Origin of the sequence: Paenibacillus sp. FSL R7-0297, from assembly GCF_038009025.1 — a bacterium.
Lineage (GTDB): Bacteria > Bacillota > Bacilli > Paenibacillales > Paenibacillaceae > Paenibacillus_AQ.
The window spans coordinates 5,383,380-5,407,160 of record NZ_JBBPAQ010000001.1 but is presented as its reverse complement, the minus strand read 5'-3'; the positions used below and the strand labels follow the sequence as shown (position 1 = coordinate 5,407,160).

Genomic DNA, 23,781 nt, shown 5'->3' with positions numbered 1-23,781 from the left:
AATAAAGTCGAATAAGTGCAGGAAAAAACAACTGGACCAACCGATATAGAGTATAAGTTTCTTACAATTAAAGAAATTTACTTTCCAGACATTGATTAGTATTAGAGAGGCGGGCATTCATGAAACACAAAAAACACAAACCAACACGTATTTCAGCAATTTTATTAACCTTTGTGATGTTCATATCACTTGTGGGCTGTGCTGGGAAAGGGAACGAAGAAGAACAGAAGTCGGATGAACCAATCACATTGAATTTTATGTGGTGGGGGAAACCAACCCGTAAGGAGATCACGTTAAAGGTTATTGAGATGTTTGAGAAAGAGAATCCCAATATAAAAATAAAAACAGAGGATTACTCTTCAACTGCCGAGGTAGCCCAAAAGTTAGCGATCGATACCGCTGAGCAAAAAACACCGGATATTATGCAGACAGACTATAATTTTGCTTTCAATTATGTCACGCATAACTTAATCGAGCCGCTCGAACCATATATAAAATCCAAGATTCTTGATCTGTCCGATGTGGATAAATCCTATCTGGCCTCCGGACAGTATGAGGGGAAGCAGTATGGCATCCCCATGGGATCGAATGCTCTCGGAATTGCATATGACCCTGCTATGTTTGAACAGTATGGCATAGAGCTGCTTCAAGATTCGTATTCTATTCAGGATCTGCAACAAACCATGCAGCAATTTAAAGACAAGGTGGAAACCCCGGGTTTTTATCCTCTGTATGCGATGTTTGATTTGCCTTACTGGTTCAGAATGAACGGCGAATCCTTTTACAATAAAGAAAAAACGGGTCTTGGTTTCAAAGATGCCACGCTGGTTGAATATCTGACCTTGACGAAAACATGGCTGGATCAGGGGCTTCTGAACCCCGGTACGAATTCATCCTCTGATGAGAAAAATGCGCTGGCAACCGGGAAAGCCGCATTTTTACAACTTGTAAGCAACCAAATGGTTTCGAACGGTGACGAAGCGGGCAGAACCCTGAAAATCATGAACCTTCCCACGGTTGAGGGGGCTGTTGCAGAAGGGAACTTTGTGAAACCTTCCATGTTCATAATGGTATCTTCTTATTCTAAACATAAAGAAGCGGCGGTTAAATTCGTTGATTTTCTCACCAATAACAAGGAAGCGAATAACATTCTTAAGGGTGACCGAGGCGTTCCGATTGCTTCTAAAATTGCTGAAGAATTATCCGGTCAGTCCACCGAACAGGGGAAAGAACAATATACATATATGAATTATATTGCTAAACACTCTACCCCAATCGATCCGCCGGCACCACTGTCTGATACAGTTGTTCAAAATGCTCTGAAAATCATACAAAAAAACCTGTATGCCGGCAGTATTACACCAGAGGCGGCTGCAAGCACGTTCAGAGCACAGGCTGAAGAGATTTTGGGGCCAAGGGGGGAGGGAAACAAGTGAACAGAATCCAGGGGTTATTTCAAGCAAAAAGTATAAAACAGCGGTTGTATGTAGGATTTGGGATTGTTTTGATTTTGCTGGTGTTTCTCGGAGCTACCGGATACATCTATCTCTCACAAATTAACGGAACCTATACCAGCCTCCTGGAAAAACAAGTGGCTACGATTGGCTTACTCAAAGATTTGAACACTACAATCGAATCTGAACATGCCAATGTATCCGATTATATTATTTCCGCAGATCCGAAAAAAATGGATGGTTATGCAGCTGCACGCCTCGAATTCATGGAACATCATGCGAAGCTGGAATCACTGATAACTGATCCCGGAAATAAGCAGATTTTGGCCGGATTAGATCTGTTGCAGCTGCAATTTATTGTAATCTCCGATCAGATGATTGACGCGAAAAATAAAGGTGAAGTAGAGAGTGTTGTTTCTATTGCGGTTAATCAAAGCGTTGTGCTTGATAAGTTTGTTGAAGTAGCCCGCAACCTGGTTACCACAGAACAGGCTGAAGCTGATAATAGAACTGCAATGGCACAGCAACATGCCAAAGATGTGAAAGCGACAATCATAGGAATCAGTATCATATCTCTAATAGCAGCAGTGGCATCCTCTGTGCTGATCAGCAGTCAGATATCCAAGCCCATTAAGCTGCTGCAGACTGCAGCTGTCCGGATTGCTGACGGCGATTTGACACTTAACGAGATTCATATCAAGAATAAGGATGAGCTTGGAGATTTGGCCATTTCCTTTAATCACATGTCGGGCAATCTGCGGCATCTGATTCAGGAGATCGGGTCTCATGCAGAGCAGGTTGCAGCTTCCGCTGAAGAACTGACAGCAGGTGCTGAGCAAACAAGCCAAGCCACTGAACATATTGCCCGCACTACTGAGAATCTGGCCCAAGGTACGGATAAACAAGTGGAAAGTATAGCCGGAAGCATGAAGATGGTAAACAGGATGAATGAACAGGCATTTTTTATTGAAGAAAGTGCCTATAGTGTGAACCAGTCCGCTATTAATGCCTCGCAAATTGTGGTTCAGGGTTCAGATGCCGTTAAATTAGCTATACTGCAAATGTCATCGATCAAGGATAACTCTACTGAGGTTGCCGTATCTGTTAAATCCCTGGGTGAGAAATCAAAGCAAATCGGTACCATTATTAACTTTATCAATGAGATTGCAGAACAGACTCATCTGTTGTCCTTGAATGCCTCTATCGAAGCGGCGCGTGCAGGAGAAGCAGGCCGAGGATTTGCAGTTGTAGCTTCTGAGGTGAAAAAGCTTGCTGACCAAACCGCTATGTCAGGAAAACAGATATCTGAGGTCATCAAGAGTATACAGGCGGAGAGCGAAATCAGCGTATCCAAGGTATTGAAGGGAGAAGAAGTGGTGCTTGTGGGCATCCGTTCGGTCACTGAAGCGGTGGAAGCTTTTGGACAAATAGAATTGGCCATGAATGGTGTGACTGCTGAGATTAGTGAAGTTTCTGAGGCCTCCAAAGAAATGTCCCTTGATACCAACAATCTGGTTACAACCTTTGAAGGGATATCTGCAATTGTTAATGCAACCTCTGATGGGACACAAAGTGTGTCAGCTTCTGCGCAGGAAACACTGGCAACGGTAGAAGAAGTCAATAGTGCATCTATGGCTCTGGCAAAAATGTCTGAAGAATTATTAGAACTGGCTGGAAAATTCAAAATTAGCTAATCCTTCATTAATTTCACAGCAAGTCTCCCACTCGGAGATTTGCTTTTTTAAAATATAAGAATTTATATGTTTCACATAATAACTTATCCTTATATTTCTCGCTGAAACGGTACCGTCCTAATAAAAGGCCGGCAAAGCCGTTTCCACTTGTTAAGGTCTGTTAAGACGTATAGCTTTTGCTTGCTAAAGCTTATCATCCATCCCGTTTTATGTTACATTAGTATGAAACTAATGACAGTATAGGGGAGGTTCTTGCGGTGAAGCCGGATTTGCGCTCTGCATGGGAGAATAACGTATTGGTCGGAGACGGGGCGATGGGAACCTTTTTATATCAAAAGGGATTTCCTGTAGGCATCTCCTATGAGGAATTGAATCTGACCTCTCCGGAGGTGATTGAGGATGTGCACCGGAGCTACATGGAAGCCGGTTCAGTCCTGCTGGAGAGTAACACATATTCGGCAAACTATGATAAGCTCTCCAAATTCGGGCTGGAAGCGAAGGTTGCGGAGATCAACCGCGCCGGGGTGAGTATTGCCCGCCGTGCAGCCGGAGAGACCGGCTATGTAGTCGGGGCTGTGGGTTCTATACGAGCCGGCAAACGGGCTAATTTATCCTCGGCTGAACTTAAGCGGTTTTTCTCGCAGCAGATTGCTGCGCTGCTGGAAGAGCAGCCGGACGGTATCATGCTGGAGACCTTTTATGATGTGGAAGAGCTTCATCTGGCGCTCCGAACCGTCCGCAAGCTCAGCGGACTTCCTGTAATCTGCCAGCTGGCTGTAGATGACTCAGCGCGCACACTGGACGGGCTGACACTGCCTGAGGCGTTCCGCATTCTGGAACAGGACGGGGCGGATGTAATCGGCTTCAACTGCAACACCGGGCCGAACGGCATCAAGCGTGCGCTGGGCACTCTTCAGGGGCGGCTTGTGCTTCCGGTATCGATCTATCCCAATGCGGGGGTAGCAGATTATGTGGACGGCCAGTACCGCTATGGGGCGTCACCGGAATATTTCGGCCAGATGGCTCCGGTCTTCGCGGATATGGGCAGCCGGATCATCGGTGGATGCTGCGGCACTACTCCCCGGCATATTGCAGAAATTTCCGCTGCACTCAAGGATTATGCGATTACTCCGTTACCGGAACCTGATGAACATAGAATGGCAGAACGGATTTCTGTGCATGAGCATTTGAGTGAGGATGAAGGACAGGGCGGAGCAGAGCCGACGCTTGTGGATCTGGTGAAGGAACGGCATACAGTGATCGTAGAGCTTGATCCGCCGCGTGATCTTGACATCGCGAAGTTCATGCGGGGAGCGGAAGCGCTGCGCAGAGCCGGGGCGGATGCGCTGACGCTGGCAGATAACTCGCTTGCGGTTACCCGGATGAGCAATATGGCACTGGGACATCTGGTTCAGGCCCGTACGGGGCTGCGGCCGCTGGTGCATATTGCCTGCCGGGACCGCAATCTGATTGGTACCCAGTCGCATTTAATGGGCTTTGACGCTCTTGGCATTGACCATGTACTGGCGGTAACCGGTGATCCGGCGCGTTTCGGTGATCTGCCCGGGTCCAGCTCGATTTATGATCTGACCTCTTTTGAAATTATACGTATGATCAGACAGCTGAATGACGGTGTCGCCTTCTCGGGCAAGCCGCTCAAACAGAAGGCGAAGTTCGTGATCGGTGCTGCATTTAATCCCAATGTCAAGCATTTGGACAAGGCGGTGGAGCGGCTGGAGAAGAAGATCGCATCCGGTGCGGATTACATTATGACCCAGCCTGTCTATGATCCTGAATTAATTGCCCGGATTGCCAAAGCCACAGAGCATCTGGATATTCCGATTTTTATCGGAATCATGCCGCTGGCCAGCGGCCGGAACGCTGAATATCTCCATAATGAGGTTCCGGGAATTCAGCTCTCCCCCGAGGTCCGCAGCCGCATGCAGGGACTGGAAGGCGAAGCGGGGCGCGCGGAAGGCGTGCTCATTGCCAAGGAGCTGCTGGATGCGGCGACTGCGCATTTTAACGGCATCTATCTGATTACACCCTTTATGTTCTATGATATGAGTGTACAGCTGCTGGAGTATGTCTGGGCGAAGCAGGGACGCAGATTGTCCCCCTTGTTTCGCTAGTAAGAATCAATTACAATAGTGTAATGGATGTGATTCCGTTGTCATTTAGTATGACCGGATACGGTCAGTCATCCCTGCAATTCGGTGGACACAAGATTAGTTTCGAAGTCAAATCGGTGAATAACCGTTACTGCGAAGTTGTGCTGCGGATGCCCCGGGATTGGACGGGTTATGAGGATATGGTGCGGCGGCTGGTTCAAGCCCATATCAAACGGGGACGGGTAGATGTCATCATTAATAGGGAACTCACTGAGGGTGCGGCTGACGCGCATGCGCTGAACCGTACTCTGGTGAAGTCCTATCTGGACGCAGCAGGGGCCTTAAGACAGGAGTATGGATTCCAGGGAGAGTTGACTCTCCGTGATATACTTTCTATGCCCGGTGTTATGGAATTCAATGAAGAGATTCCAACTACTGCTGCGGATCCTACTGAAGAAGTTGCAGAGCTCCTCGAGAAGGGGCTCCGCCTTAGTCTGGAGGCCCTGCTGGAGATGCGTGCCCGCGAGGGCGGGTATCTGGCTGCTGATCTGTCACGCCGGCTTGACCGACTGGAGAAGCTGCATGCCGGGATAACCGGGCTTGCGCCTCTGGTTGTGCATGAATACCGCGAGAAGCTGCGGCAGCGGCTCAGCGGACTGAATGACGGGAACTTCCCATGGGATGAGCATAAATTCGGCATGGACATTGCTATTTTCGCCGACCGCTGCAGTATAGATGAGGAGCTTACCCGGCTGTACAGTCATTTCGGGCAATGCAGGGCTTTGCTGCTTGGCAGTGAACCTGCAGGACGCAAACTTGATTTTCTCATTCAGGAGATGAACAGGGAGACCAACACCATCGGGTCCAAGTGCAATCATCTGGACATCGTGAATCTCACGCTTGACATGAAAGCGGAGCTTGAGAAGATACGCGAGCAAGCGGCGAATTTAGAATAACAGGACCTGAAACAAGCAAAGATGTAACTTATGGGGGGAACAACCGGAACATGGCAATCAAATTAATCAACATCGGCTTTGGGAATATCGTGTCGGCCAACCGCATTATTTCCATTGTCAGCCCGGAATCTGCACCGATCAAACGAATTATTCAGGAGGCCAGAGACCGGCATATGCTGATCGACGCCACCTACGGAAGACGGACGCGGGCCGTCATCATTACAGACAGCGACCACGTCATTCTCTCGGCCGTTCAGCCGGAGACCGTTGCTCACCGCCTATCCAGCAAAGATGACGATAACGACGAATAACAACAAATGGAGTGTACTATGTCAAAAGGATTGCTGATCATATTATCCGGCCCTTCCGGCGTCGGCAAAGGTACGGTATGCACTGCGCTGCGGCCGAAGATGCCTGAACTCGTCTATTCCGTTTCCGCCACCACGCGTTCACCGCGTGCAGGTGAAGAGAACGGCGTCAATTATTTTTTCAAATCCAGAGAGCAGTTTGCGGACATGATTGAAGGTGACCAGCTGCTCGAATATGCGGAGTACGTAGGCAATTATTACGGTACTCCGCGTGACTTTGTGGAGAGAACACTCGAGAGCGGAAGAGATATTATTCTGGAAATCGAGGTTCAGGGAGCTCTCAAAGTCAAAGACAAATTCCCGGAAGGCATCTTTGTCTTCCTTCTTCCTCCGTCGATGGACGAGTTGAAGGACCGTATCCGCGGACGCGGTACGGAGCATCCTGATGTGATTAATCACCGCATGTCTGTTGCAGAGGATGAGATCGGCCTGATCCGGCATTATGATTACGCAGTAGTGAATGACGAGATCGATCTGGCCTGCAAGCGAATAGAAAGCATTATTATCGCCGAACATTGTAAGGTGAGATGACAGGCTCTACAGGATTGGTTCATATTTACAGTAAAAGATGAAGAGGTGTCTTACATGCTATATCCATCCATTGACGAACTGGTGACCAAGGTCGACAGCAAGTATTCCCTGGTTGTCGCTTCAGCCCGCCGGGCTAGAGCACTCCGTGAAGGCGGAAAGACTGATATCAAGAACCCGAGATCGCACAAGTATGTTGGTGTTGCGCTTGAAGAGATCTATGAAGACCGCATTATCGTAACCCGCGGCGACGAAGAATAGTCTCAAGGTTCCGGCTCAAGGCTCACAGCAGAAACGGAAACCATCCCGCTTAGGGATGGCGCAGCCGTTTCTTCTTGAGTTAAGCCAGTTAAGCTGCACAATGAAATAGATAATGGCCCGCACCGGGCTGTTCCTGACAACCGGAAGGTTGTTATTTTTTTCTCTATTTATAAGGGAATTTAGTTCCTTTATTCAAAAAACTAAATGAAATCTATACAGCTTCCTTTTGACGTAAATATGAAGATTTTCATTTCTTCTTTTCATAGCGGCATATACAATGGGCACAGATTGAGGTACAGGGGGGAGATCAGTTTGAAGAGTTTACAAGGAAAGTCGATTATACTCGGAATTACAGGAGGCATTGCTGCCTATAAGGCGGCGGCCCTCACCAGCAAGCTTACCCAGCAAGGCGCCGAGGTTCATGTTATTATGACTGCTTCGGCAAAGCAGTTCATTACGGAGCTGACACTGCAGTCATTGTCCAAGCAGAGGGTATACAGCGATACTTTTCAGGAACGCGACCCGTCCTCCATCTCACATATTGATCTGGCGGATTCGGCCGATCTGGTCTTGATCGCACCGGCTACCGCAAATATTATTGCCAAAATGGCGCACGGGCTGGCAGATGATATGCTGTCTACTACACTTCTTGCCGCTACAGCTCCTGTAATGGTGGCCCCTGCGATGAATGTTCACATGTATCAGCATCCGGCGGTACTCAGCAATATCGATACACTATACAACCGGGGGGTACACTTTATTGAACCGGGCGAAGGACTGCTGGCCTGCGGTTACGTGGGCAAAGGGCGGATGGAAGAGCCGGAAGCGATCGTGAAGGTTGTGGAGAACTTCTTTGCGCTGCAGAACGACAAGAAATCCGGCCCGCTCGCTGGTAAAAAGGTAGTTGTTACCGCTGGCGGTACGGTTGAACGTATCGATCCTGTCCGGTACATTTCCAATGATTCCTCCGGAAAAATGGGCTTCGCGCTGGCGCGGGCAGCACGCGCCATGGGGGCAGAGGTCACCTTGATCGCCGCGCGTACGGATGAAGCGCCGCCGCGAGATGCCGATATCCGGCTGGTCCGCGTGGAATCGGCGCAGGATATGTATGAAGCGGTCACGGAACGCTGGGCCGATTGCGACATTCTCATTAAAGCGGCTGCTGTCGCAGATTACCGCCCGAGACACAGCGCGGAGTCCAAGATCAAAAAGAGTGGTGACACCATGACCCTTGAACTGGTGAAGACTACGGATATTCTGGAGAGTCTCGGCAAAATGAAGGATAAGCAGTTCCTGATCGGGTTTGCCGCCGAAACCGGGAATGCGGAATACTACGCCAAAGACAAGCTGGTGCGCAAGAATCTTGATCTGATCGTAGCCAACGATGTTGCAGTGGAAGGTGCCGGATTCGGCACAGATACCAATATTGTGTCAGTCTATGATGCAGACGGTCTGGTTCTGGATCTTCCCTTAGCCTCCAAGGATGAGGTAGCGCGCCGGGTGCTGCAGCTCGCTGCTGAGCGTGTTGCCGGAGCCTTGTTATAATGGATATTGCCAAGGTCATAGTCGATGTTCCTGTGCGCAGCACCGACCGGCCGTTTGATTATTTGATTCCCGATTCACTGAAGCTTTGGATTGAAGTAGGCAGCAGAGTGGCAGTTCCGTTTGGACCCCGGACCGTTCAGGGCTTTGTTGTATCCCTGGAGTCGGGAGAGACCGGCAGTGTATCAAGAATGAAGCCGATTGTGGAAGTGCTCGATCTGCTGCCTCCGCTGTCGCCGGAGCTGGTTGAGCTGGGCGACTGGATAAGTCAAAGATATGCTTGCAGACGGATCTCCGCACTGCAGGCTATGCTTCCGACTGCCTTGAAGGGAAAAGCCGAGCGGCTGATCTCACTGGGTGATACAGAGGCAGCAGCCTATACTCCCGGAGATGAGCTGTTTCCGCTTTTCCTGGAGGCAGACAACGAAGAGCAGGAGATTACTGACTTCGTCAGACGTCACGGGGAAGTATCCATGAAGCTGCTGACCCGTACCTTCCCGGAGGCTGCTGAGACTGTAAAGTTCATGGTGCGGCGCGGGGTGCTGGCGGAGAGCCAGTCGATCAAGGACAAGATGGGCAAGAAGAAGCTGAAGGCGGTTGATTTGGCCATAGGCCTCTCGGCAGCACGCGAATCCCTGTCCGGCTTCCCGGCACGTTCGGCGCGCCAGAAGGAAATTCTGTCTTTCCTGATCGATATGGAGGCAACACTTCCCATGCCGCTCAAGGATGTGCTATCGGTTCTTCAGGTAACGGCCGGCACGGTTAAGGCTCTGGAGGACAAAGGGTATATTGAGATTAGTGAAATTGAAGTATACCGCGACCCCTATCAGGGACGCGATTTCAAGCCGAGCACACCCTTGCCGCTGACAGCGGAGCAAGAGGTTGTCTATAAGCGGATTGTGGGAACTGTTGAGCAGCAAACGCATGAAGTCTTCTTGTTGCATGGGGTAACGGGCAGCGGGAAGACGGAGATTTATCTGCAGTGCATTCAGCGCTGTGTGGAGCAAGGGCGTCAGGCTGTAGTGCTGGTGCCGGAAATTGCCCTGACTCCACAGATGGTTGAACGGTTCAAAGGCCGGTTCGGCAGCGGGGTGGCGGTAATGCACAGCCGGCTGTCTGTCGGCGAACGCTACGACGAATGGCGCAAGATCCGTGAGGGTAAAGCGATGGTTGCTGTCGGCGCACGCTCGGCAGTGTTTGCTCCGTTCGCCAATCTGGGCCTCATAATCATGGATGAAGAGCATGAAGGCTCTTATAAGCAGGAAGAAAATCCGAAATATCATGCCCGTGATGTCGCGGTCCGCCGGGCACAGCAGGGCGGGGCAGTAGTGATTCTGGGCTCGGCTACGCCTTCGCTGGAGAGCTATCACGCAGCCAGATCACAGAGCGACATTCATTTCTCGCCTATCCTGCTGGAGATGCCCAGCCGGGCACTCGGCAACGAGCTGCCCAAGGTGGCGGTGGTCGACATGCGGGACGAGCTGAAGGAAGGCAACCGCTCGATGTTCAGCCGCAGGCTGCATGCTGCGCTGGTGAGTAGGCTGGAACGCGGGGAGCAGACGGTGCTTCTATTGAACCGCAGAGGGTTCTCAACCTTCGTCATGTGCCGGAGCTGCGGATATGTCGCCGGTTGTCCGGAATGCGACATCTCGCTGACTTATCATAGCCGCAGTGACAATCTGCGTTGCCACTACTGCGGCCATGCCGAGCCGGCACCCAAGCTGTGTCCCGAATGCGGCAGCGAGCATATCCGCTTCTTCGGGACAGGGACCCAGCGGGTTGAAGAGGAGCTGGGCAAGCTGTTTCCGGGTATCCGCGTCATCCGCATGGATGTGGATACAACCACAGAGAAGGGTTCACATGAGAAGCTGCTCAACCAGTTCAGGGATAAGAAGGCCGATGTCCTGCTGGGAACGCAGATGGTGGCTAAGGGACTAGACTTCCCCGATGTTACACTGGTCGGTGTAATCACTGCGGACTCGGCGCTGAACCTGCCGGATTTCCGGGCGGCCGAGAAGACCTTCCAGCTGCTCACACAGGTTGCCGGAAGAGCGGGCAGACATCAGCTCCCCGGTGAAGTGGTGGTGCAGTCTTATACACCGGAGCATTATTCGATTATACATGCCAGCGGTCATGACTACAGGTCGTTCGTGCGGGATGAGCTGAAGCACCGCAAGGAGCTGCATTATCCGCCGTATTGCCGGCTGATTCTGGTTACGCTATCGCATGAGCAGCTTCCGCTGCTGCTGAAGCTGGCGGAGAATTATGCCCTGAATATCCAGGGCAAAGCAAGGCAGCTGCGCTGGTATGGAAGCCTGGACAAGCTCTCCTCGGATGCACTGGATCTGCTGGGTCCGGTAGCGTCACCCTTGCCGCGGCTCAAAGGCCGTTACAGATTCCAGTGTATTATCAAATGGCGCGGTGCGATTGATGCGATCGGACTGGCCCGTCAGGTGGCCGAGGAGCTGGAGGACTCTGTCCGTGACAAAGGACTGCAGATCAGCATTGATGTGGACCCGCAGATGTTGATGTAATCTCCCGGCGTGTTACAATGGGTAAGGTGTTTTACTATGAAATGAAAGAATGATTTCATTTTATATACTATAGACATGTTCAGAACAAGGATGGTGTTTTTGTAATGGCAATCAGGCTGATCGTGAAAGAACCGGATGAAGTATTACACAAGAAAGCTAAGACCGTAACAACCGTAACCCCGAATGTGCAAAAACTGCTCGACGATATGGCGGATACGATGTATGACGCGGAAGGTGTTGGTCTCGCAGCTCCGCAGGTTGGAATTCTAAAGCGTCTAATCGTAATCGATGCCGATGAAGAGCATGGATTGATCAAGCTGATTAACCCTGAGATTATCAGCATGGACGGGGAGCAGTTCGGACCTGAAGGCTGCCTGAGTATCCCCGGCCTGAACGGCGATGTACGCCGTGCAGAGACAGTAACCGTACGCGGTCTGGACCGTGAAGGCAACGAAATTACAATTACCGGAAGCGGATTGCTTGCACGGGCTTTTCAGCATGAAATCGATCACCTGAACGGTGTGCTGTTCACGGATATCGCCGAGAAGGTATATGAGTATACAGCAGAACGCAGTGAAACTGAGGAGTGAATGAAATGAAGATAGTGTTCATGGGAACGCCGGCTTTTGCGGTACCCTCCCTGCGGATGCTGCTGGAGGAGGGCTATGAGGTAGTCGCAGTGGTTACCCAGCCGGACCGTCCGCAAGGACGCAAGAAGACGCTTGCCCCTTCACCTGTGAAAGAGGCTGCACTTGAACTGGGCTTGCCGGTTCTTCAGCCGGAACGGATGCGGCGCCCGGAGGCGGTAGCTGAACTGGCTGCCTATGAGCCGGATCTGATTGTTACAGCGGCTTACGGGCAGATTCTGCCGAAAAGTGTGCTGGAGCTGCCGAAGAACGGATGTGTGAATGTCCATGGCTCACTGCTGCCGAAATACCGCGGCGGCGCCCCGATCCAGCGCTGCATCATTAACGGTGAGAAGGTAACGGGTGTGACGCTGATGTATATGGCGGAAGGACTGGATACCGGAGATATGATCTCGCGGGTAGAGGTGCCGATTGAGGACGAGGATACCTCAGGCACCATGTTCGGGAAGCTGAGCATTGCCGGACGTGATTTACTGAAGGCGGAAATGCCGCGCCTCGCGGCTGGACGTGTAGAGGCGACGGTGCAGGATGACAGCGAAGCAACTTATGCGCCGAATCTAAGCCGCGAAGATGAACGGATCGACTGGACGGCCGGGTCACTGGCAACCTATAACCGTATCCGCGGGCTGGTACCATTCTCGGGTGCCTTCACCCTATGGAATGACGAGACCTTCAAGGTATGGGCGGCGGCGAAGCCGGATAACGGCAGTTCCACCGGCGGCAATGCTGCTCCGGGTACAGTGCTGTCTGTAAGCGAACGCGGGGTTGAAGTGAAGACCGGCGACGGGATTCTCCTGTTGACAACCGTACAGCCTGCCGGCAAAAAAGCGATGAGTGCGGCAGATTTCAGCCGCGGCGCAAGTCTTAAGCCCGGCACGGTGCTGGGTTGAGCGCGGGCGGCAAAGGCGGCGGACCGCGTAATCCTTCTGGCGGCAATACATCAGCGGCTTCCGGGAGCTCAGCTCCGGGTGGTCAAGCCAGAGGAGCAGGCAAGAAGAAGCCGGGCGGCAAACCGCCGGCGGCAGCTTCTGCACGCGAGGTTGCGCTTGATGTTCTTGTCCGCGTAGAGCAGCAGGGGGCCTACAGCAATCTGCTGCTCGGCAGCAGCCTGCAGAAGGGCGCTCTCAGCCGTGAAGATACCGGACTGGCTACGGAGCTGGTGTATGGCACGATCTCACGGATGATTACTCTGGATTATGTTCTGGAGGGTTTTGTGAGCAAGGGAGTAGCTAAGCTTCAGCCTTGGGTGCGTAATTTGCTGCGTCTGAGCCTGTACCAGATTATGTATCTGGACCGGGTTCCTTCGCATGCAGCCGTTAATGAGGCTGTGAATATAGCCAAGAAACGCGGCCATCAGGGTATTTCCGGCATGGTTAACGGCGTGCTTCGAAGCGTGCTGCGGGCCGGGGAACTACCGGTGTTGCCGGAGGGGCTCAGCAGGGAAGAGCGGATCTCTATTGTTCATTCCCATCCGCTCTGGATGGTGCAGCGCTGGTCTGCGGAATATGGCACAGACACGGCGGAGGCCATGTGTGCTGCGAATAACGAAGCGCCTGCGGTCAGCGTCCGCGTCAATACAACTATGATCAGCCGTGAGGCGCTGCTGGCCGAGATGCTCGAAGCGGGTCTTGAGGCCTCTGAATCGAAGGTTAGCCCCTTCGGGGTGATTGTTAAGGGCGGCGGCAATATGGCTCTGACTTCCTGGTACAGGGACGGGTATCTCTCAGTGCAGGATGAAAGCTCCATGCTGGTGGCTGAGGTTGTAGCTCCTGAAGCAGGAATGAAGGTGCTGGACTGCTGCGCCGCTCCCGGAGGCAAAAGCGCGCATATGGGCGAGTTGATGAAGGACGAAGGAGCTATACTGGCCAATGATCTGCATGAGCATAAGGCGAAGCTTATCGCAGATCAGGCGGCCCGTCTGGGTCTGGAATGCATCGCCACCTTAAGCGGCGACGCACTGCAGTTGGGTGCCGTTCTTCAGCCGGAATCCTTCGACCGGATTCTGCTGGATGCCCCTTGCTCGGGGCTTGGAGTGATCCGGCGCAAGCCGGATCTGAAGTGGCGGAAGCAGCCCGGAGATGTGGACAGCGTAGCTGCGCTGCAGCATGAACTGCTGCAGTCGGTCGCCGGGCTCCTTAAGCCTGGCGGTGTATTGGTCTACAGCACCTGCACTACCGAGCAGGTGGAGAACGGCCGGATTATCGGGGAGTTCCTGGAGCATAATCCCGGGTTCGCTCCGGTCAGCTTCAAGACCGCCGTCTGGGGACGGCTTGAGGGAACCGCAATTGCCGCAGGCGATGGAATACAGCTGCTTCCCCATCATTTTGGAAGCGACGGATTCTATATTGCCCGGCTGGAGCGACTCTCGTAATATAGTGATTTCTGCATGGAATTACAGCTTCCCGCCCCGCAGAGGTTTTGCGCGGCGGGCTTTTCTTTTACCGGCTCTGGAATTTGTGTTAAAATAGGAAGAATGAGAAATAATACGCATATAATTTACGAAAGAACAGGTGCTAATAACAATGAAACCTTTAATATATGATTTTTCTTTAGAAGAGTTGCAGCAGTGGGCCAAGGATAACGGAGAGCCGGCTTTTCGCGGCGGACAGATTTTTGACTGGCTGTATGTGAAGCGGGTCAATGAATTTGAATCCATGAGCAATCTCTCCAAGGCACTGCGCGGCAAGCTGGTGGAACAATTCAGTATTTCGGCACTGACCGAAATTACGAAGCTGGAATCCAAAGACGGTACTGTGAAATTCCTGTTCGGTCTGCATGATGATCATGCGATTGAGACAGTTATTATGAAGCACAATTACGGCAACAGCGTATGTGTAACTACCCAGGTGGGCTGCCGGATCGGCTGTACCTTCTGCGCGTCTACGCTTGGAGGTCTGAAGCGTGATCTGACCGCAGGGGAGATTGTGGCCCAGGTAGTGCGTTCCCAGCAGATTCTTGATGCCCGCGGCGAACGCGTCAGCAGCATTGTTATCATGGGCACCGGCGAACCTTTCGAGAACTACGACGCAACCATGAGATTCCTGCGCCTCATGATCCATGAGAAGGGTCTGAATATTGGCCAGCGCCATATTACAGTATCGACCAGCGGGATTGTGCCGAATATTTACAAGTTTGCTGACGAAGATACGCAGATCAATCTGGCGATCTCGATTCATGCGCCTAATGATACGCTCCGTTCCAAGCTGATGCCGGTTAACCGCCGCTATCCGTTTGATGATGTAATCGAGTCATTGCGCTACTATCAGGCCAAGACAGGCCGCCGGATCAGCTTCGAATATGCCTTGATCGGCGGAGTGAACGATCAGCCTGAGCATGCCGAGGAATTAGCGGGTGTGCTTAAGACCATGCTCTGCCATGTGAACCTGATTCCGGTTAACCATGTGCCTGAGCGCAAGTATGTACGGACTTCCCGCAATGATATCTTTGAATTTCAGCGTATACTGGCCGATCATGGCGTGAACGTTACGATCCGCCGTGAGCAAGGCCATGATATTGCGGCCGCATGCGGTCAGCTGCGTGCCAAACATATGGAGTTGGGGTGAGGATATTTGATCAGAACAGTTCAAGCCAGCGACATTGGCCGGGTACGTACCGTCAATGAGGATTCGGTCTGGATCGGCGCTACGCGCCACGGTTATACCCTCGGCATTATAGCCGACGGGATGGGTGGACATTTGGCTGGCGATACCGCGAGCAGAATTGCGCTGGAGACGGTCAGGAACATTCTGGACCAGCTTCAGCCTGATCTTCCGGAGGCAGAGCTGAAGGAGGCACTGTCAGCCGCCATATTGGAAGCCAATCACACGGTCCACAAAGAGGCTCAAAGCGATGAGAAATACCACAACATGGGGACTACCATCGTAGCTGCTCTACTGAAAGGGTCAGCGGGATACATCGGCCATATCGGAGACAGCAGGGCATATCTCATTCAGGACGGTGCTGCAATACAACTAACCGAGGACCATACGCTGGTCAATGAGCTGTTCAAGAACGGCCAGATCAGCCTGGAGGAGCTGGGCAGCCATCCGCGCCGTAATGTGCTGACCCGGGCTCTGGGGACGGATGCCGTGGTGTCTGCAGATCTGGCTTCTGTTATGCTTGCGCCTCAGGAGCTTCTGCTGCTGTGCAGCGACGGACTCAGCAATTTCGTCAGCCCCGAGCATATGGCCAAGGTAGCCGGAATTCATGAGATTTCTCTGGAAGAAAGAGCGGATCGATTACTTCAGCTGGCATTGCTTGCCGGCGGCAACGATAATATCAGCGTTGCTATGTTAGAACACCAAGGAGAGGCCGCAGTGCCCGAGACAAAGGAGTGGGATAGATGATCGGTCACGAATTGGGCGGCCGCTACCAAGTCATCGAACGGATCGGTGGAGGTGGCATGGCGCTCGTCTACAGAGCCCATGACATTCTGCTCAACCGGAATGTTGCTATCAAAGTATTGCGCAACCAGTTTGTGCATGATGAGGAATTCATCCGCCGGTTCCGGCGGGAGGCGCAATCAGCTGCATCGTTATCTCATCCAAATGTAGTCAGCATTTACGATGTCGGCCAGGAAGATGAAGTTCATTATATTGTTATGGAATATATTGAAGGCAAGAATCTTAACGAAATCATTAAAGAGCGGGCTCCGCTGCAGGTTGACGAGTCCGTGCGGATTGCATCACAAATTTGTGATGCGCTTGATCATGCGCATCTGAATCAGATTATTCACCGCGATATTAAACCTCATAATATTCTGATCGGCCGTAATGGCCGGGTTAAAGTAACGGATTTCGGGATTGCCCGGGCGGTTACGTCCACTACCATAACCCAGACGGGTTCCGTGGTCGGTTCCGTGCATTATTTCTCGCCTGAGCATGCCAAAGGCGTGACCACAGGAGAGAAGAGCGACCTCTATTCTCTGGGAATCGTGCTCTATCAGATGCTTACCGGGGTGCTGCCTTTTCTGGGGGAAAGCCCGATTAGTGTAGCGCTGAAGCATCTGCAGGAGGAATTTGAGGAGCCGCGCCTGCTGAATCCGCTGATTCCGCAAAGCGTGGAGAATGTAATCCTGAGATCCATGCGCAAGAATCCGGAAGAAAGGTATCAGTCCGCCAAGCAAATGCTGCAGGATCTGGAGACCTGTCTGCTGCCAGAACGGCGGAGCGAGTCCAAGGTCTTATTCGATGACGAAGAGGACGAGGACAGAACGCGGGTAATTCCTGCAATCAAACCGCTCCAGCGGGGGCTGGGCAGCCGTGGCGGCGGTGGAGAGGAACGTGTCCGCAGTATGGAGGATGCTCCGCCTCCTCCACCCGGCAAGCGCAAATCGGGCCGCGCGGCGCTGTGGATCAGTCTTACCCTTATCCTGCTGATCGCCATGGGCGGGGTCGTCTGGTATGTCAACTCCAAATTGTCCGTGGATGAAGTGGCGGTGCCGGTTGTTACCGGTATTTCATTTGAGCAAGCCAAAGCTGCCCTAGAAGAGGTGGGCTTGTTCGCAGAGGAGCCGCCCGTGCAGGCGTACAACCCGAATTTTGCAGAGAATATCGTCTGGAAACAGAGCAAGACTGACACGATGGTCAAGGAAGGAACGCATATTATCCTTACGGTAAGTACCGCCAAGGTTCTGCCTAAGCTTAAGGATGTTTCTAATATGAGCTATGACGATGCAGTTAAGGAACTAATTGCACTGGGAATTGCACAGGATAGAATCAGCAGTCCGGACGAACGTTTCAGTGAAGAATTTGACAAGGGCAAAGTAATCAGCTCTGAGCCTGCGGCAAATAGTGAGTATGATCCTGAGACTGTAACGGTTAAGCTAATCGTGAGCAAGGGCGAAGAGAGCACGAATATGCCGGGCCTCCTTGGAATGACGGAGAAGGAAGCCAGAGCAGCGATTGAGAAAGCCGGCCTTGTGCTGGATGAGATTAAGGAAGAGCCAAGCTTCACTTATGAGAAGGGCGAAGTCACGAAGCAGTGGGCATATGAGGAAGGGGATCAGGTTCCCCCTGGAGAGAAAATAACCATTTACCTCAGTTCAGGTTATCCTCCGGAAGCACTGGAATATACCTTTAACGTACCGGTTGCACCTGCAGTGGACGGACAGAAGAGCAAAATCCGTATTGTCTTTGCAGATGCGCGTAATAATGGCGAGAACCAGGAGTGGGGTACACGCACGATTGGCAAAAGTCAGACCTTATCCGTGAACATGGTGCTTGCTCCCAACAAGGACGGAATGGTGTCTGTATACCGGGACGGGGAATTCCTCGAGACTTATCCTATAACTTACGTGGATGTCAAGAATAATAATGTGCAGACGCCTGAACCGCCTCCGGTTCAGACTCAGGCACCTGAGCCGACCGTTACACCTACTGAGGCTCCGGTTGAGCCGACGATCGAACCTGAGATTCTGCCGCCGGGCACCGGAGAGGGCAACGAGACAGGTACAGGTGATCAGACGGGCTTCGTACCAGGTAAAGACAACAATAATAAACTGCTTGCCGCTTCCCCTGGAAATGGCAAGGGCAAGGGCAAAAATAAATAAAAAGAGATAAGCTTCAGCGGGGCGGTGGCAACACCATTACAGCTGGAGCGGCGAAATGACCCGGGGGATCCAATCTTGGGTCATTTGCGCAAAATCAGGAGAGGAAGGCTTAATATGTATGCCTGAAGGAATCATTATCAAAGCGCTGAGCGGATATTACTATGTGAAGCCGCTTAAGGATGGACTCATCGCAACGGAGGAACAGGCTGTACAATGCCGGGGACGCGGAATACTGAAGAAAAGAGGAATAGCCCCTCTGGTAGGTGACCGGATTATCTATATGCTGACCGAGAACGGGGAGGGGATGGTGGATGAACTGCTCCCCCGTGACTCTGAACTGATCCGTCCGCAGGTAGCGAACGTGAAGCTGGCCGTACTGCTGTTCTCTGTACGGGAACCGGATATGAACCTCAACCTGCTGGACAAATTTCTCGTTCACATCGAGCATTCAGGACTGGACACGCTGATTGTATTGACCAAGCAGGATCTGGCGGATGATGAGGGCCAGGCTACAGAAGCAGTCAAAGCTCTCTATGAACAAATTGGCTATGAAGTAATGGTTACGAGCTCACTAAACGGATCAGGTGCTGATGAGCTGCGGAAGCGATTGGGCGGAATCATCAGCGTATTCTCAGGCCAGTCCGGCGTAGGAAAGTCAACCCTGCTGAACCGCCTCGTACCTGGCCTTGAGCTGGAGACAGGTGAAATCAGTATGCGGCTTGGCCGCGGGCGTCATACGACGCGTCACGTTGAATTGATGGATATCGGGAATGGCGGTTTCGTGGCCGATACACCAGGTTTCAGCCAGCTGGACTTTCTGGAGCTGGGTGTGGATGAATTGTCCGAATGCTTCCGTGAGTTCGCTTCCTATGCGGAGAATTGCAAATTCCGCGGCTGCAGCCATCTTCACGAACCGGGCTGCAAGGTGATAGAAGCATTGCAGGCTGGAGAGATTGCGGATAGCCGCTATGAGCATTACAAGCTGTTCTACAACGAAATGAAAGATAAAAAGCGGAGGTACTAAACACATGGTTATTATTGCTCCTTCCATATTGTCGGCAGATTTTGCCGCACTTGGCGCAGAAGTCAAGGAAGCCGAAGCCAGCGGTGCAGACTGGATTCATGTAGATGTGATGGACGGTCATTTTGTGCCGAATATAACCCTGGGTCCTGCCATAGTGGCAGCGGTCAAGGCTCATACTTCCTTGCCGCTGGATGTTCATCTGATGATCGAGAATCCGGAACGGTATATTGCTGATTTTGCCGCCGCAGGGGCGGCTGTAATTACCGTCCATGCCGAAGCTTGTGTACACCTGGACCGGGTGGTTCATCAGATCAAGGAGCTCGGCCTGATGGCCGGTGTGGCGATTAATCCGGGTACTCCAGCAGCGGCTGTGCGTGAGGTTCTCGAGGATGTTGATCTGGTGCTGGTCATGACAGTGAATCCGGGATTTGGCGGACAAGCCTTCATTCCGCGTACGCTGCATAAGATTACACAGCTAAGAGAATGGGCCGGTGAGATGAATCACAAGGGGCTGCGCATTGAGGTGGACGGAGGAATTGCCGAGGCTACAGCGCCACTCGTGGCTCAAGCAGGGGCAGATGTATTAGTAGCGGGCAATGCGGTCTTCGGACGCAGTGACCGTGCAGGTGCAATCCGGGCGATCCGCGAGGCGGCGGATGGTGCTGTCCTTTAATCCGGAGTGCTTAGGTATAGGCCAAGTTATACCCGCATAAATATGGTTACATGAGCAGAAATCTCATGTAGCCTTTTTTTGTACAATAAGGGAGGTCTGCAGTTCGTTGGCATACACATCATGACAGGATAGTCTCCTACTGCATGGCATGAATTGATGGGAGGGTTAATCATGAAATTTTACACGTTCAAGCTGCCAAGATTTTTGGGAGGTTTTGTTAAAGCGATTTTGAACACTTTTCAGAAGAGCTGAGCGAGGCAGAACAGAAAACATGAAAAAAAGCACCTTACGAATGTAAAGGGTGCTTTTTGCTTCATATGAGATATCGCTAGGTCTAGGATAATCCAAGACTAAACGCGTTCAACTTTACCGGCTTTCAAAGCACGGGTGCTGACGTACACGCGTTTCGGTTTGCCGTTCACTAGGATACGGACCTTCTGAACGTTAACTCCCCAAGAGCGACGGTTGCGGTTGTTTGCGTGAGACACGTGGTTGCCGCTGCCCGGTTTCTTGCCTGTTACTGTACATTTGCGGGACATAGATTACACCTCCTTGTTACTTACACCTGCGTAAAACAATACTTAAATATAATATCACAGCAAAATTTGCTACGTCAACCGATTCAAAAACATTTATTTCTTTAGACTCTTATAGTACAATATAAATTAGTGCATTATGTCCAGTTAATCATAGAATTGATTAGGCATGAAGTTAGGAAGGGGAATTCTCATTGAGTAAGCGTTCTATAAACGGGACAGATTTTACCGCAATGGTACTCGCCGGTGCGGAAAAGCTGCAGCAGCATGCGGAGCATGTCAATTCTTTAAATGTTTTTCCGGTTCCGGATGGAGACACGGGAACAAACATGAATTTGACGATGACCGCTGGCGCGAATGAATTGAAGAAAAATAATACTGCCTCTGTAGGCCAATGTGCAGGAGTACTCTCCAAAGGACTCTTGATGGGCGCGCGGGGGAACTCCGGCGTTATTTTGTCGCAGTTATTCAGAGGTCTTGGACGTTATGCAGCCCAATATGAAGAATTGAACACGCAGCAGTTCGCTGCAGCACTGCAGACTGGCGTTGATACAGCCTACAAAGCAGTGGTTAAACCGGTTGAAGGCACGATTCTTACCGTCGCCAAGGAAGCTGCGAGACATGCAGTGTATTATGCGCGCCGTACAACGGATGTTACTGAGCTGATGACCGAGGTTTTGGCCAAAGCCAAGGAAGCGCTAGCCAATACACCTGAACTTCTGCCTGTGCTCAAGCAGGTCGGTGTTGTGGATTCCGGCGGGCAGGGTCTGGTCTACATCTATGAAGGTTTCCACCAGTATCTGACCAGCGGATCAGCCGCTGTACAGACACCTGTACAAGGACAAGCCTCAGTTCCTGCACCAATTCCTGCAGCAGTACTGACTAAACCTGAGAACGTATTGTCCTCCGTACAGTCTTCCGCCCAATCCCAGCTTTCTACGGAAGACATCGAATTTTTATATGATATGGAATTTTTCATCAACCGCCAGCTTGGCGCATCTGTGAAATCAGATTTTGATGAGGAAGTTTTTCGGAAAGCGTTGTCAGTTAACGGTGACTCCATCATCGTAATTTCGGATGATGAGACCATCAAGGTGCATGTGCACTCGAAGACTCCCGGCGAGGTGCTTAACCTGGCGCTGCTGCATGGTGAGATCACACAGATTCACATTCTTAATATGCGTGAGCAGCACCGCGATCTGTTGACAGCCGGAATGGATATTGCTCCAATGCCGGATGTATTCGCCGATATTCCGGAAGAGAAGGCCAGCATACAGTCGCCGGCAGTTCCTCCTGCGGATGATCTGGCGCCATACGGCTTCATCGCAGTCTCTTCGGGAGATGGAATCTCTGATATCTTCCGCAGCCTTGGCGTGGATGCCATCCTGGCCGGCGGCCAGACGATGAACCCGAGCACGGAGGATTTCGTTAATGCGATTTCTTCTATTTCAGCGAAGCATATCTACATTTTGCCGAATAACTCCAATATAGTACTGGCTGCGCAGCAGGCCAAGGAGCTGCTGGAAGGCGAACGTGACATCACGGTTATCCCTAGCAAGAGTATTCCCCAGGGAATCTCGGCCGCCTTTGCTTTCCAGGAAGAGGAAGCGGTAGATGCCAACACGAGCAATATGCTGGAGGCAATCGCACAGGTCAAATCGGGACAGGTTACCAATGCCGTGCGGGATACAGTCATTGAAGAGCTGGAGATCAAAGCCGGGCAGTATATCGGAATCTCGAACTCCAAGATCGTTGCTGCCGCCGATGAACTGCTTGCTGTAAGCAAGCAGCTGCTGGCTAGCATGCTGGTGAACGGTGACGAGATTGTAACGGTGCTGACAGGTGCAGATACCGAAGCAGACGTTACAGATTCCCTCAGCACATGGCTGGAAGAAACGTATCCGCAGGTTGAAGTAGAAGTTCATGATGGAGGCCAGCCGCTGTATTACTATCTTTTCTCAGTGGAGCCATAGACATCTTAGACCTAAGCAAGCAGAGTGGATCAGCTAATCATAGTATGGGGAGGAAATCCATGAATCGTACCGTAATCGTTACCGACAGCACTTCCGATATCCCGCCTGCCTTGGCGGATCAGTACGGCATTGAAGTCGTTCCGCTGACACTGATGTTCGGCGAAGAGGCTTTCCGGGATAATCTGGATATGACTCCGGAGCAGTTCTATGAGCGTCTTCCCCGCTCGCCGCAGTTGCCGACCACCTCACAGCCGTCGCCGGTCGAATATATGAACGTGTACCGCAGCATTCAGGAACGTTATCCGGGCAGTCCGATCCTGTCCTTCCATATCTCCTCCGGACTTAGCGGAACCTATCAATCTGCTGTCCTGGCCAAATCCATGCTGGAAGAGGAAGGGGAGTCGGTCACCGTGGTTGACTCCCTGTCCGCTTCCTACGGATTCGGGTTCATGGTAGTGGAAGCCGCTAGATTGGCCGGGCAGGGTAAGGCGCCGGAGGAAATTCTGGAGCAGGTAGAGAGTCTGCGCAAGTCGCGCAAGCTGTACTTCCTGGTGGATACGCTGGAATATCTCCAGAAGGGCGGCAGAATCGGCAAAGCGTCCGCCATCCTGGGTACGCTGCTCAATATCAAGCCGATCCTGTCGATCGATGCAGAAGGAATCATCTATGCGGTAGAGAAGGTTAGAGGCCGCAAGAAGGCAGTTGCCCGCATGATCGAGCTGTTCAAGGCGGATCTGCCGGGTGTGAACAAAATCAATGTGGCCGTGGGTCATACGGCTGAACCGGCTTCCGGCGAAGAATTCCTGAGGGAATTGTCCGGGCATTTCACCTTGGAAGAGAAGGTACTGACCAACATTGGACCTGTCGTAGGCAGCCATGTCGGCAACGGGACCTTAGCCGTATTCATCTGGCCCGCCTAGTATAGGGGAT

The 23,781-nt window shown here is 51.8% G+C and carries 21 protein-coding genes; 20 read left to right on the top strand and 1 reads right to left on the bottom strand.

The window, feature by feature from the left end; genetic code table 11:
* Window positions 1–119 precede the first annotated feature (119 nt).
* The 18 genes from MKZ24_RS23735 (at window position 120) to spoVM (ending at window position 20,594) form a co-directional block, all read left to right on the top strand.
* Window positions 120–1,436: an ABC transporter substrate-binding protein gene (locus MKZ24_RS23735; RefSeq protein WP_042235745.1), complete on the top strand. Its 1,317-nt coding sequence runs from the start codon at window positions 120–122 to the stop codon at window positions 1,434–1,436.
* Window positions 1,433–3,148, top strand: a complete 1,716-nt coding sequence (locus tag MKZ24_RS23730; RefSeq protein WP_052416322.1) for a methyl-accepting chemotaxis protein — start codon at window positions 1,433–1,435, stop codon at window positions 3,146–3,148. The genes MKZ24_RS23735 and MKZ24_RS23730 overlap by 4 nt, the downstream gene beginning before the upstream one ends.
* Before the next feature lie 257 nt (window positions 3,149–3,405).
* Complete coding sequence (locus tag MKZ24_RS23725) at window positions 3,406–5,280, top strand: bifunctional homocysteine S-methyltransferase/methylenetetrahydrofolate reductase (protein ID WP_042235748.1); 1,875 nt, start codon at window positions 3,406–3,408, stop codon at window positions 5,278–5,280.
* A gap of 38 nt (window positions 5,281–5,318) precedes the next feature.
* A complete protein-coding gene (locus MKZ24_RS23720; protein WP_042235751.1) occupies window positions 5,319–6,215 on the top strand; it encodes a YicC/YloC family endoribonuclease in 897 nt (298 codons plus the stop codon).
* Between the two features lie 50 nt (window positions 6,216–6,265).
* Complete coding sequence (remA, locus tag MKZ24_RS23715; RefSeq protein WP_006209218.1) at window positions 6,266–6,526, top strand: extracellular matrix/biofilm regulator RemA; 261 nt, start codon at window positions 6,266–6,268, stop codon at window positions 6,524–6,526.
* 18 nt (window positions 6,527–6,544) lie between these two features.
* Window positions 6,545–7,114 (top strand): guanylate kinase, encoded by a 570-nt coding sequence (gene gmk / locus MKZ24_RS23710; RefSeq protein WP_039298007.1) that lies wholly within the window; start codon window positions 6,545–6,547, stop codon window positions 7,112–7,114.
* Between the two features lie 54 nt (window positions 7,115–7,168).
* Window positions 7,169–7,372, top strand: coding sequence for a DNA-directed RNA polymerase subunit omega (rpoZ, locus tag MKZ24_RS23705; protein WP_039298009.1), 204 nt, complete (start codon window positions 7,169–7,171; stop codon window positions 7,370–7,372).
* A gap of 312 nt (window positions 7,373–7,684) precedes the next feature.
* The gene (gene coaBC, locus MKZ24_RS23700; RefSeq protein WP_042235754.1) at window positions 7,685–8,917 is read left to right on the top strand and encodes a bifunctional phosphopantothenoylcysteine decarboxylase/phosphopantothenate--cysteine ligase CoaBC; all 1,233 of its coding nucleotides are present in this window, start codon (window positions 7,685–7,687) and stop codon (window positions 8,915–8,917) included.
* Window positions 8,917–11,448, top strand: a complete 2,532-nt coding sequence (priA, locus tag MKZ24_RS23695) for a primosomal protein N' (protein WP_042235757.1) — start codon at window positions 8,917–8,919, stop codon at window positions 11,446–11,448. Before coaBC ends, priA begins: the two co-directional genes overlap by 1 nt.
* Before the next feature lie 104 nt (window positions 11,449–11,552).
* Entirely contained in the window at window positions 11,553–12,038 is a 486-nt protein-coding gene (gene def / locus MKZ24_RS23690; protein ID WP_042235760.1) for a peptide deformylase, read from the top strand.
* Between the two features lie 5 nt (window positions 12,039–12,043).
* On the top strand, window positions 12,044–12,985 hold the full coding sequence (gene fmt / locus MKZ24_RS23685; protein ID WP_042235762.1) for a methionyl-tRNA formyltransferase: 942 nt from the start codon (window positions 12,044–12,046) through the stop codon (window positions 12,983–12,985).
* Complete coding sequence (gene rsmB / locus MKZ24_RS23680; protein WP_081956500.1) at window positions 12,982–14,466, top strand: 16S rRNA (cytosine(967)-C(5))-methyltransferase RsmB; 1,485 nt, start codon at window positions 12,982–12,984, stop codon at window positions 14,464–14,466. Before fmt ends, rsmB begins: the two co-directional genes overlap by 4 nt.
* Before the next feature lie 151 nt (window positions 14,467–14,617).
* Window positions 14,618–15,658: a 23S rRNA (adenine(2503)-C(2))-methyltransferase RlmN gene (rlmN, locus tag MKZ24_RS23675; RefSeq protein WP_042235764.1), complete on the top strand. Its 1,041-nt coding sequence runs from the start codon at window positions 14,618–14,620 to the stop codon at window positions 15,656–15,658.
* Between the two features lie 6 nt (window positions 15,659–15,664).
* A complete protein-coding gene (locus MKZ24_RS23670; RefSeq protein WP_042235766.1) occupies window positions 15,665–16,441 on the top strand; it encodes a Stp1/IreP family PP2C-type Ser/Thr phosphatase in 777 nt (258 codons plus the stop codon).
* Window positions 16,438–18,645, top strand: a complete 2,208-nt coding sequence (gene pknB, locus MKZ24_RS23665; protein ID WP_042235767.1) for a Stk1 family PASTA domain-containing Ser/Thr kinase — start codon at window positions 16,438–16,440, stop codon at window positions 18,643–18,645. Before MKZ24_RS23670 ends, pknB begins: the two co-directional genes overlap by 4 nt.
* 118 nt (window positions 18,646–18,763) lie before the next feature.
* Window positions 18,764–19,669 carry a ribosome small subunit-dependent GTPase A gene (gene rsgA, locus MKZ24_RS23660; protein WP_042136602.1) on the top strand — a complete coding sequence of 302 codons (906 nt, stop codon included), beginning with the start codon at window positions 18,764–18,766 and terminating at the stop codon, window positions 19,667–19,669.
* A 4-nt stretch (window positions 19,670–19,673) separates the two neighbouring features.
* Entirely contained in the window at window positions 19,674–20,342 is a 669-nt protein-coding gene (gene rpe, locus MKZ24_RS23655) for a ribulose-phosphate 3-epimerase (protein ID WP_042235769.1), read from the top strand.
* A gap of 171 nt (window positions 20,343–20,513) precedes the next feature.
* Window positions 20,514–20,594: a stage V sporulation protein SpoVM gene (spoVM, locus tag MKZ24_RS23650; protein WP_020431362.1), complete on the top strand. Its 81-nt coding sequence runs from the start codon at window positions 20,514–20,516 to the stop codon at window positions 20,592–20,594.
* Window positions 20,595–20,692: 98 nt separating this feature from the next.
* Here the strand turns inward: spoVM and rpmB are convergent, their stop codons facing one another.
* Window positions 20,693–20,881: a 50S ribosomal protein L28 gene (rpmB, locus tag MKZ24_RS23645; protein WP_019911441.1), complete on the bottom strand. Its 189-nt coding sequence runs from the start codon at window positions 20,879–20,881 to the stop codon at window positions 20,693–20,695.
* 191 nt (window positions 20,882–21,072) lie between these two features.
* Here rpmB and MKZ24_RS23640 point away from each other — a divergent pair, with 191 nt between their 5' ends.
* Entirely contained in the window at window positions 21,073–22,851 is a 1,779-nt protein-coding gene (locus MKZ24_RS23640) for a DAK2 domain-containing protein (protein ID WP_042235772.1), read from the top strand.
* A 59-nt stretch (window positions 22,852–22,910) separates the two neighbouring features.
* Window positions 22,911–23,771 carry a DegV family protein gene (locus tag MKZ24_RS23635; RefSeq protein WP_042235774.1) on the top strand — a complete coding sequence of 287 codons (861 nt, stop codon included), beginning with the start codon at window positions 22,911–22,913 and terminating at the stop codon, window positions 23,769–23,771.
* Window positions 23,772–23,781 lie beyond the last annotated feature (10 nt).

Coding starts and splice junctions, on each gene's coding strand:
- MKZ24_RS23735 (WP_042235745.1), top strand. CDS start 120: ATGAAACACAAAAAACACAAACCAACACGTATTTCAGCAATTTTATTA.
- remA (WP_006209218.1), top strand. CDS start 6,266: ATGGCAATCAAATTAATCAACATCGGCTTTGGGAATATCGTGTCGGCC.
- gmk (WP_039298007.1), top strand. CDS start 6,545: ATGTCAAAAGGATTGCTGATCATATTATCCGGCCCTTCCGGCGTCGGC.
- rpoZ (WP_039298009.1), top strand. CDS start 7,169: ATGCTATATCCATCCATTGACGAACTGGTGACCAAGGTCGACAGCAAG.
- priA (WP_042235757.1), top strand. CDS start 8,917: ATGGATATTGCCAAGGTCATAGTCGATGTTCCTGTGCGCAGCACCGAC.
- def (WP_042235760.1), top strand. CDS start 11,553: ATGGCAATCAGGCTGATCGTGAAAGAACCGGATGAAGTATTACACAAG.
- fmt (WP_042235762.1), top strand. CDS start 12,044: ATGAAGATAGTGTTCATGGGAACGCCGGCTTTTGCGGTACCCTCCCTG.
- rlmN (WP_042235764.1), top strand. CDS start 14,618: ATGAAACCTTTAATATATGATTTTTCTTTAGAAGAGTTGCAGCAGTGG.
- pknB (WP_042235767.1), top strand. CDS start 16,438: ATGATCGGTCACGAATTGGGCGGCCGCTACCAAGTCATCGAACGGATC.
- rsgA (WP_042136602.1), top strand. CDS start 18,764: ATGCCTGAAGGAATCATTATCAAAGCGCTGAGCGGATATTACTATGTG.
- rpe (WP_042235769.1), top strand. CDS start 19,674: ATGGTTATTATTGCTCCTTCCATATTGTCGGCAGATTTTGCCGCACTT.
- spoVM (WP_020431362.1), top strand. CDS start 20,514: ATGAAATTTTACACGTTCAAGCTGCCAAGATTTTTGGGAGGTTTTGTT.
- rpmB (WP_019911441.1), bottom strand. CDS start 20,881: ATGTCCCGCAAATGTACAGTAACAGGCAAGAAACCGGGCAGCGGCAAC.
- MKZ24_RS23635 (WP_042235774.1), top strand. CDS start 22,911: ATGAATCGTACCGTAATCGTTACCGACAGCACTTCCGATATCCCGCCT.